We start from the raw sequence: 9,811 nt of genomic DNA, 5'->3' as shown, positions 1-9,811 counted from the left end.
CTTATATATATACTTAATCTTTATCAGAGGAATAAATTTTAACATTCTTAAGTGTAAGCACGGTCATAAAATTTCCCCTTGCGGCTAAATCTCTCTATAATTTACTGGCTTATATTTAAAGTGGATTAATTTTTGATGTTTTTTAGAACAGAGTCAGATAAAGAAAGGCGTTATGAAGCACTTAAGAAAGCCGAACTAAACTTCAATAAAATTCAGTTCAGCAATATTATATACAGCACTTAAGGATTCGAATTCCGAAAGTGCTGCACATTATTTTTAATTAGCAAGCTTAATTGTTATGCCAGAGTTGGGGCCGGGAGGGACACCTAACGCTGTGTCTACGCCTGGATTATTACGTAAATCTTCAAGAATTGCTTCTGGTCTGAACTTCTTCCCAATTATAGCTTGAGATTCAGGGCGAGGGTTTTCTGAGTGTCTTGCCCGGTAAGCTTCAACGAATTCGATACCTTCTATTTTTGCTCGATAGCATAGACCTCGCGCATACAGACGATTGAATTCTCCTTCTGCTAAAGTTTGAGCAGCTGTGTAAGGCACTTTTACCTGAGTCATTTCAGTACTATTTGGTTTACGTCGTGAATAATGGGTAGCAAGCAATCCTCTGTTTGAGATTTCTTTTTCAAGCCAAGCATCATCATGTTGAGATGCCTCTTCTAGCAAAGATGGCCACGCCCTCTTACCTTGATCTGTAAGAAAATTGCTTAAATTAAAACTATTAGGCTATTTGCATTCTTAGGTAGGATCGCAGATTTAGCCAAGAATTGAAATCCATCCCCTTTTGTGCAAAATCTGGTTGACATTCGCAGATTGACTACAGTACCGTTCTGTGCAAAAGGTGGTTGGAGTCAAGAATGAACGAATTTACGGGATCGGCAGCTTCACAGGCTGACTTTATTTGGAAGAACGCGGAAGACCTGTGGGGGGACTTCAAGCATACGGACTTTGGCAAGATCATTTTGCCGTTTACCTTGCTGCGCCGCCTGGAGTGTGCGCTGGAGCCGACTCGCGAGGCGGTGAGAGAAGCGCATGACGCTTTCAAGGATGCCGATGTTGAGCTGGATACCATTCTGCGCTCAACCGCTGAATACCCCTTCTACAACACCTCTGAATACTCCCTTGGCACCCTGGGTAGCACCAAGACGCGCCGCAATCTGGAAGACTACATCGCCCTGTTTTCGGATAACGCCCGCGCTATCTTCGAGGAGTTTGAGTTTGGCAATACGGTGATCCGGCTGGAGAAAGCGGGCTTGCTGTACAAGATTTGCCAGAACTTTGCCAAGATCGACCTGCACCCGGACGTGGTGCCGGATCGGGTGATGAGTAACATCTACGAACACCTGATTCGCCGCTTTGGTGCCGAGGTAAATGAAGGGGCCGAGGACTTCATGACGCCGCGTGACATCGTTCACCTGGCGACCGCATTGCTGCTTGACCCGGATGATGCCCTGTTTGAGGCCAGCCCCGGTTTGATTCGTACTCTGTATGACCCGACCTGTGGCACGGGTGGCTTCCTCACCGATGCCATGAACCATGTGGGCGACTACGGTAACCGCGACAAGATCCCGCCAGTGCTGGTGCCGCACGGGCAGGAGTTGGAGCCGGAAACCCATGCGGTTTGTGTGGCCGGTATGCTGATCCGCCGTTTGGAGTCCGACCCTGGCCGAGATCTGTCGAAGAACATTCGTCAGGGCAGCACGCTGTCCAACGACCAGTTTGCCGGTGAGCGTTTCCACTACTGCCTGTCCAATCCGCCTTTTGGCAAGAAATGGGAGAAGGACAAAACCGCCGTCGAAGCGGAACACAAAAAAGGCGAGCTGGGCCGGTTTGGGCCGGGCCTGCCGAAAATTAGCGATGGCTCCATGCTGTTTTTGATGCACCTGGCGAGCAAGCTAGAACTGCCGATCAACGGCGGTGGCCGCGCCGCTATCGTACTGTCGGGTTCGCCACTGTTTAACGGCGGTGCCGCGTCTGGCGAATCGGAAATCCGCCGTTGGTTGCTGGAAGACGACCTGATTGAAGCCATTGTGGCTCTGCCAACGGATCTGTTCTTCCGCACCAATATCGCCACCTACCTGTGGATTCTGTCCAACAAGAAGCCGCAGGAGCGCAAAGGCAAGGTGCAGTTGATCAACGCCACCGACCTGTGGACTTCAATCCGAAACGAGGGTAACAAGCGCCGTATTGTCAGCGATGAGCAGCGCCGCCAGATTCTGGACATCTACGCCGCAGGCGAAACCGGTACGCTTTCCCGGATGCTGGACTACCGTACCTTTGGCTACCGCCGTATCAAGGTCTTGCGTCCGCTGCGCATGACCCTGGAGCTTGATAAGGTGGGCATGGAGCGGCTGGAAGCCGAAGCTGCCTGGGAAAAGCTCTCTGACGCGCATCAGACATTCTGGCGCGAAGCCCTCAAGCCGTTGATCGGGCAAACGCAGCCCTATAGCTGGGCAGAAACCTTTGTCAGGGACGCGATCAAGTCCGTCGAAGCCAAGCAGCTCATGGTCAAATCCAACAAGACATTGATCACCGCGCTGATCAACGCCTTTGGTCACAAAGACCCGAAAGCCGAGCCAGTCACGGATTCCAACGGCGAGCTGGTGTCAGACACAGATTTAACTGATTACGAGAACGTCCCCTATCTGGAGGACATCGACGACTACTTTGCCCGCGAAGTGCTTCCTCATGTGCCGGATGCCTGGCTGGATGAGAGCTTTACCGATGCAAGGGATGGTCAATTGGGCCGCGTTGGCTACGGGATCAACTTCAACCGCTTCTTCTACCAGTACCAGCCGCCGCGCAAGCTGCATGATATTGATGAAGACCTGAAGCAGGTAGAAGCCGAGATTGCCGCGCTACTGGCGGAGGTGGCCAGCGAATGAGCCAGTACAGAGCATATCCCGCATATAAGGATTCCGGCGTTGAGTGGATTGGGCAGGTGCCGGAGCATTGGAAGATTGCGCAGATTAAGCGTATTTCCGCCTTGAATCCCAGGAAATCGACCTTAAGCGAGGAAAAGGATTCTCTTTGCTCATTTCTCCCTATGGAAAAGCTGAGAACCAATGCTGTAACACTTGATGAAACTCGTCCTATTCATGAAGTGTATGGTGGATATAGCTATTTCTGCGATGGCGATATTCTGATCGCCAAGGTAACGCCTTGCTTCGAGAATGGAAACATAGCGGTAGCCAATGGTCTGGTTAACGGCATTGGGTTTGGCTCTACAGAAATCAATGTTCTTCGGGTAAATGGAAAGGGACATAACCGGTTTCTTTACTACCGTCTGCAAGAAGAGCAGTTCAGAACAATTGCCAAATCTGAGATGAGAGGCACTGGAGGCTTAAAGCGAGTTCCAACGGATCTGTTTGAGTCATTTACTATCGGGCTTCCCGACACTGACGAACAAGCCACCATCGCGGCCACCCTCGACCAAGAAACCGCCCGCATTGATGCGCTTATCGAGAAGAAAACCCGCTTTATCGAGCTACTGAAGGAAAAGCGCCAGGCGCTGATTACCCATGCTGTCACCAAGGGACTAGAACGCAACGCCAAGATGAAGGACTCCGGCATTGAGTGGATTGGGCAGGTGCCAGAGGAGTGGTTAAATAGGAAGGTTTTTCATGCTTTTCAAGCCATTGGGAGTGGAACAACGCCACCGTCAAAGGAGCATGAATGGTATCAGGGAGGAACCATTCCGTGGATAACAACAAGTGAGCTTAGAGAAAACATCGTCGTTAAAACAAAGAAGTGTGTTACCTCAGATGCCATGCAGAAATTCTCAGCCTTGAAAATTTTTCCCGCTGGTTCATTAGCTATTGCCATGTATGGTGCAACAATTGGTCGCCTAGGGTTTCTTGGAACCCCAGCAACAACCAACCAAGCTTGCTGTGTGCTGTCTGGTGAACGCGATTTGAATATCCAGTTTTTGTATTACTGGTTGATGGCATTCAGAGCCGATATCGTGGCTTTCTTCTCTGAGGGCGGGGGCCAGCCGAATATCAACCAAGAGGTGATAGCCAGCCTTAGGGTGCCATCCCCAGCCCCTGATGAACAAGCCACCATTGTCGCCACCCTCGACCGCGAAACCGCCTGCATTGATGCTCTGATTAGCAAGGCGGAACAAAGTATCACCCTGCTCAAAGAACGCCGCGCCGCCTTTATCACCGCCGCTGTCACCGGCCAGATTGATTTGCGAGGAAAACAATAAATGCAATCAGCAGCACATCAGGAAAAACACTTCCAGCAATACATCATTGACCGGTTGGTAGATCAGGGCTGGAAGCTGGGTGATTCCAAGTTCTACGACACCGAGCGGGCGGTGTACCCCGAAGACCTGGAAAGCTGGATCAAAACCAGCGGCCAGCAGGAAAAATGGGACAAGCTGGAACGGCTCAACGGGGCCAAAACCCTTGAAGTGCTGATGGACCGCCTGGATAAAGCACTGGAGAAACAAGGCACCATGCAGGTGTTGCGCCAGGGCTTTTCTATTGCCGGTTGCGGCCTGATCGAGATGACCGAGGCCGCACCGGAAGACAAGCGCAATGCAGCAGTCATTGAGCGCTACCAGGCCAATATCCTGCGCGTGGTGCCGGAGCTGAAGTATCACCCGGCCCGTGAATTTGCCATTGATCTGGTGCTGTTTATCAACGGTCTGCCGGTGGCAACCGTCGAACTGAAGACCGACTTCACCCAGTCCTGCGAAGCGGCCATGGATCAGTACCGCAATAATCGCCTGCCATATGACGCCAAGACCAAACGCAGGGAACCGCTGCTGACCTTCAAGCGTGGGGCGGTGGTACATTTCGCCATGTCCGACTCTGAAATCATGATGGCGACCAAGCTGGATGGAGAAAACACCTTCTTTCTGCCGTTCAATAAGGGGCGCAAGGACGAAAGCGGCACGGTACATGCGGGTAACCCGCCAGGTGAGATTAAGGCCGATGGTACTCAGGAATACCCTGTAGCCTACTTCTGGGAGGAGGTCTGCCAGCCGAATGCCTGGCTGCGGATTTTCCATAGCTTTGTCTACGTCGAGAAAAAGGACGTGGTGGATATTCAGGGCAACTGGTCGAAGAAAGAAACCCTGATTTTCCCGCGCTTTCACCAATGGACGGCAGTGAACCAGATGCTGGCCGATGCCCGCGAAAACGGCGCAGGCATGACCTACCTGTGTGACCACAGCGCCGGTTCCGGCAAGACCAGTACCATTTCCTGGACGGCTCATGACTTGGTGAAACTGCGCGAAGATAACGGCGACGCGGTATTTAACAGCGTGATCATTGTCACCGACCGTAATGTGCTGGATGGCCAGCTTCAGGACGCGGTGAAGCAGATTGACCATCAGTTTGGGGTGATCGCCGCCATTGACCGGCAGAAGTCATCCAAGTCCAAGAGCAAGCAGCTCTCGGAGGCCTTGTTGTCTGGCACGCCGATTGTGGTGGTAACGATCCAGACCTTCCCCTACGCGATGGAAGCTATCATCACTGACAAGGCCCTGAAAGGGAAAAACTTTGCTGTGATCATTGATGAGGCGCATAACTCGCAGACAGGCTCTACCGCTGCTAAGCTGCAAGCCGCGCTGGGGATGAGCGGACAAGGCAAGATGTCCACCATGACGGTGGATGAACTGCTGGAGCAACTGCAAAAGTCCCGCGCCCGCCCGGACAATATCAGCTACTTCGCCTTTACCGGCACGCCAAAGCACTCCACTTTGATGCTGTTCGGTCGCCCGACAGATCCAAGCCAACCGGCCTCAGACGATAACCCGCCGCAAGCCTTCCACCTGTACACCATGCGTCAGGCCATTGAGGAGAAATTCATTCTCGATGTGTTGAACGGCTATGTACCCTACAAAACAGCCTTCAACCTTTCCAAGCAGCTTGAAGACAGCAAGCGGGTAAGCGGCAAGGCCGCCAAACGCGCCCTGGCACAGTGGATGTCATTGCACCCCACCAATGTGACCCAGAAGGTACAGTTTATCGTTGAGCACTTCACCAAGAACGTCGCCCACCGGCTGGATGGCAAGGCCAAGGCGATGGTCGTGACCAGTTCCCGTGCCGCTGCCATTCGCTACAAGAAGGCGTTTGACCGCTATATCGAGCAGCACAGCGAGTACGGCTTTATTCATTCACTGGTGGCCTTCTCCGGCAAGATGACCGGTAAGCAGGTGATGCACCAGGATGACAGCGAGTTCAAGGCTGATGTGTTTATCGTCGATGAGAACGAGGAGTTCACCGAGCAGAGCATGAACCCGGATGTCCACGGGCAGGATTTGCGCTTTGCCTTTGACCGCCCGGAATACCGGGTGATGTTGGTGGCCGACAAGTTCCAGACCGGCTTTGACCAGCCCAAACTGGTCGCCATGTATGTGGACAAGAAAATCGCCAACCATGTGGAGATTGTGCAGACCTTCGCCCGCCTGAACCGGACGGCACCTGGGAAAGATGAGGTCTTTATCATCGACTTCGTGAACGATCCGGAGAACGTGCGTAAGGCCTTTGCCACCTATGACAAGGGCGCTCACATCGGCGAAGTGCAAGACCTCAATGTGGTCTACGAGATCAAGGAGCGACTGGACGAGCACGGCCTGTACGACGAGAAGGACTTGGCTGCGTTCAAAGAGGCCCGCTTCAAGACCATACGCGACATCACCCATACTAAATCGCCACAGCACAAGGCGCTGTATGCCGCTACGGCTGGAGCGACGGCCTTGTATAACGACAAGATGAAAATGTTGCGCGATGGCATGGCAACCTGGGAAGCAGCATTTGAGAAGGCCCGCGCCAAGGGTGACGAGGCGGGTATGAAGTCTGCTGATCACCACCAGGATGAGTATGCCGAGCAAATCAAGGCGCTGATGGGCTTCAAGTCGGACCTGGGGCGCTTCTGCCGTACCTATTCCTATATCGCCCAACTGATTGATTTTGGCGACCCGGAGTTGGAAAACTTTGCCGCTTTCGCCAAGCTGCTGCAAAAGCGCCTTCAGCACGAAGCACCGGAAACCGTGGACTTGACAGGCCTGGTGCTTACTGGCTTTGACATCAATGCTCGACCCGATGACGTAGAAGACGAAGGCAAAACCCCGGTATTGCAACCAGCAGGTGCAGGCGGTGGTGGCGCGGTAGGCGACAAGCCTAAATTCGTCAAAGAAATTATCGAGAGGCTCAACAGCCTGTTTGGTGAGGCGACGCCGATCCATGATCAAGTGGCTTTCGTTAATCAGATTTCAGCGATTACCGGTGAAAGCGATGTCGTCATGGCTCAGGTGGAAAGCAACACCCGTGAGCAGGCTATGAAAGGCAACCTCCCCGGTGCTGTTCAGCAAGCGGTTGTTCGTGCTTTGTCCAGTCATCAGAAGCTGGCAACCCAGGTGCTCAAGTCTGACCGTCAGGGCATGACCGCATTGGTTGATATGGTGTATGACCTGCTGCGCGAAGGCAAAGACATCGACCTGGATATGGATTAAGCCTATGCTTGACCTGCTGAATCTGCCAGGCATCAAGCCGGTCGATATGCGCCACGAAAGCAAGTGCCTTGTGATAGTTGCTGAGCCGGTAAGGGTCGAGGTGCCGTTATGTGGGGACTGCAACACCCCTATGCACAGACACGGTACGCGCAAAAACAAGTTCATGGACACGCCGTTGTACATGGAGCCGGTCCGCCTTGAAGTTGAGCGCCCGCGCTTTCGCTGTGAGTCGTGCGGAAAAATGTCCATGCCGGAGTTGAGTTTTCTGGATGATAAACGCCGAGCCACCAAACGGCTGATCGATGTTATTCGGCAACAGTGCCTGGGAACCACCTTCCATGCTTTAGCCGAGCAAACCGGTGTGGCGGTGAACACCGTCAAGAACATCGCTCACGATCTCATTGAGGAACTCTCCCAAACCGTTCGTTACGAAACCCCGGTCATCATGGGCATTGACGAAGTGAACCTGGCCGGCGGGTATCGCTGTGTAATCACCAATCTGGCAACCAACAACGTCTTTGATATGTTGGAGCATCGTACTCAAGAGCACCTGAAGCCCTTCTTCAAGGATTTGCCGGATGCTGACAAGGTGGAATGGGTCTGTACGGATATGTGGCGACCCTTCAAGCGTTCCTTTGCTCAGTATCTGCCCAACGCCAAACTGGTGATCGACAAGTTCCATGTCGTCAAGATGGCCTCTGAAGCCCTGGAAGCGGAGCGCAAGAACTATCAGGCACAGTTAAGCAAAGAAGATCGGATTTATGTCAAAAAGTCCATTCGCTGGCTCACCCTGAAGCGGCCCGGCAACCTGACGCCCGCGGAGCAAAAGGCGCTGGAGGTTGTAAAGCAGGCGATCCCAGAACTTGCCGTGGCCTATGACTTCAAGGAAGCCTTCTTCTGCATCTACGACGAACCCGACAAACAGAGCGCTCAGAACGCCTTTGAGGCTTGGGAGAACAGCCTGCCGCCTTATGGCATGGAGCCTTTCAAAAAACTGGTGAAAACGGTACACAACCATTACGACGACATATTTGCCTACTGGGATGCGCCGTTCTCAATCACCAATGGCTATACCGAAGGGCTCAACGGCTTGATCAAGATGTCCAACCGGTTAGGTCGGGGTTACAGCTATGACATCATCCGTGCAAAGACGTTGTACTCCCAAGAAGCCCGCAAGGTAGGCAGTGGTATTCGAGCAGAACGAGGCAAGGTCGAGTATGGGCCGCACATTCCGACATTGTTGAAGCAGGCAGAAGGTGGAGAGTTGGATTAAAGCGAGAGAGGGCGCGTCTGAGAATCCAACCAATGTTAGATTCTCGCAGGGTGGTGAAAAACAGAAAAATCCAACCAGAAGCAGCTTTTTGTCCGACTAAGAGTCTAGGGTTAGAATGGATGAATTCCAACCCTAGAATGCAAATAGCCAACTATTATTTACTTTATCAAATTCAATTTCCTTAAGCATATAAGACTTAGTTGAATCATCTAAATTAAGATAATTTAATGACATAAAAACCTCAAGTTTGCAGTGTATTGATATAAAATCTATATTGTAACTTTTGGTTACAAATTATAATAAATAATTGTGTCCTGAAATGCAAAGAGAAGTTTATCTTTCTTTAGAAATATGTGAACGTAAGAGCTCAGTATCAGTGCGGGATTAGTTCAGACTTAGATAATTATCAGTTAAGGGGTTGAATTTACAATGTCTTGTTAAGGTTTAAGCGTTAAACTAGAGCTTGTTACTTGCTCAATGTAGTTTTTTTAATGCCTAAGCCGGTTAACTACAAGTCAAAAGTTGAGACACGATTGGATAATTAGAGCCATATCTCTGATTCCAAATTATTGTTAGACGTGTAAATATTGAGCTTTGAGCATTTAAGTGTATCGAGGATGTGCGTGTTGCATTTTATCTGAAGTGCGCTTTAGAAATAAATTACAAACAAGGTGTTATAGTATTGGTGATTTTAATTCTCTAGTGAGAAGTATATGCAATTTCAACTAATTCCCGGCTTTCTAATTTTTATAGGTTCATATCTACCTCTTGCACTTATATTGGCATTACAAGATATTCCTAAGGCATGGTGGGATCAGGCATTCTGTACAGTTCAGAGTTTTTCTAATGGGACCTGTGTTTTCGTTCCTTTTGCGAATCCGATTATCTCATCTTCTTTCCTGTTAGTGACTATTCTTGCTATTTTAATTGTAAAGACCTCACTAAAAAAGGTGAGTTATCCATTCATGGTTAAAGTGACAAAATATAAAAAAATTCCTAATGAGATAATTAATTATACTTTCCCTTATGTAGTGTCTTTTATGGGAATAAGTTACGAC

At 50.7% G+C, this 9,811-nt stretch carries 6 protein-coding genes; 5 read left to right on the top strand and 1 reads right to left on the bottom strand.

Annotated features, from left to right (window positions below):
• Positions 1 to 276: 276 nt before the first annotated feature.
• A complete protein-coding gene (locus tag CBW22_RS25430; RefSeq protein ID WP_176428202.1) occupies positions 277 to 678 on the bottom strand; it encodes a hypothetical protein in 402 nt (133 codons plus the stop codon).
• A gap of 191 nt (positions 679 to 869) precedes the next feature.
• Between CBW22_RS25430 and CBW22_RS25425 the strand changes: the two genes are divergently transcribed.
• The 5 genes from CBW22_RS25425 to CBW22_RS26575 form a co-directional block, all read left to right on the top strand.
• Entirely contained in the window at positions 870 to 2,897 is a 2,028-nt protein-coding gene (locus CBW22_RS25425; RefSeq protein ID WP_088518212.1) for a type I restriction-modification system subunit M, read from the top strand.
• Positions 2,894 to 4,222 (top strand): restriction endonuclease subunit S, encoded by a 1,329-nt coding sequence (locus tag CBW22_RS25420; protein ID WP_088518211.1) that lies wholly within the window; start codon positions 2,894 to 2,896, stop codon positions 4,220 to 4,222. Before CBW22_RS25425 ends, CBW22_RS25420 begins: the two co-directional genes overlap by 4 nt.
• On the top strand, positions 4,223 to 7,480 hold the full coding sequence (locus CBW22_RS25415) for a type I restriction endonuclease subunit R (protein WP_088518210.1): 3,258 nt from the start codon (positions 4,223 to 4,225) through the stop codon (positions 7,478 to 7,480).
• Positions 7,481 to 7,484: 4 nt separating this feature from the next.
• Positions 7,485 to 8,753 (top strand): ISL3 family transposase, encoded by a 1,269-nt coding sequence (locus CBW22_RS25410; protein ID WP_088518209.1) that lies wholly within the window; start codon positions 7,485 to 7,487, stop codon positions 8,751 to 8,753.
• Positions 8,754 to 9,466: 713 nt separating this feature from the next.
• Positions 9,467 to 9,811, top strand: a 345-nt coding sequence (locus CBW22_RS26575) for a hypothetical protein (protein ID WP_217899546.1), incomplete at its 3' end; no start/stop codon positions are given.

It is taken from the genome of Pantoea sp. VS1 (genome assembly GCF_002207995.1).
GTDB lineage: Bacteria > Pseudomonadota > Gammaproteobacteria > Enterobacterales > Enterobacteriaceae > Pantoea > Pantoea dispersa.
The sequence above is the reverse complement of the archived record's forward strand: the minus strand, read 5'-3'. Positions and strand labels throughout refer to the sequence as shown.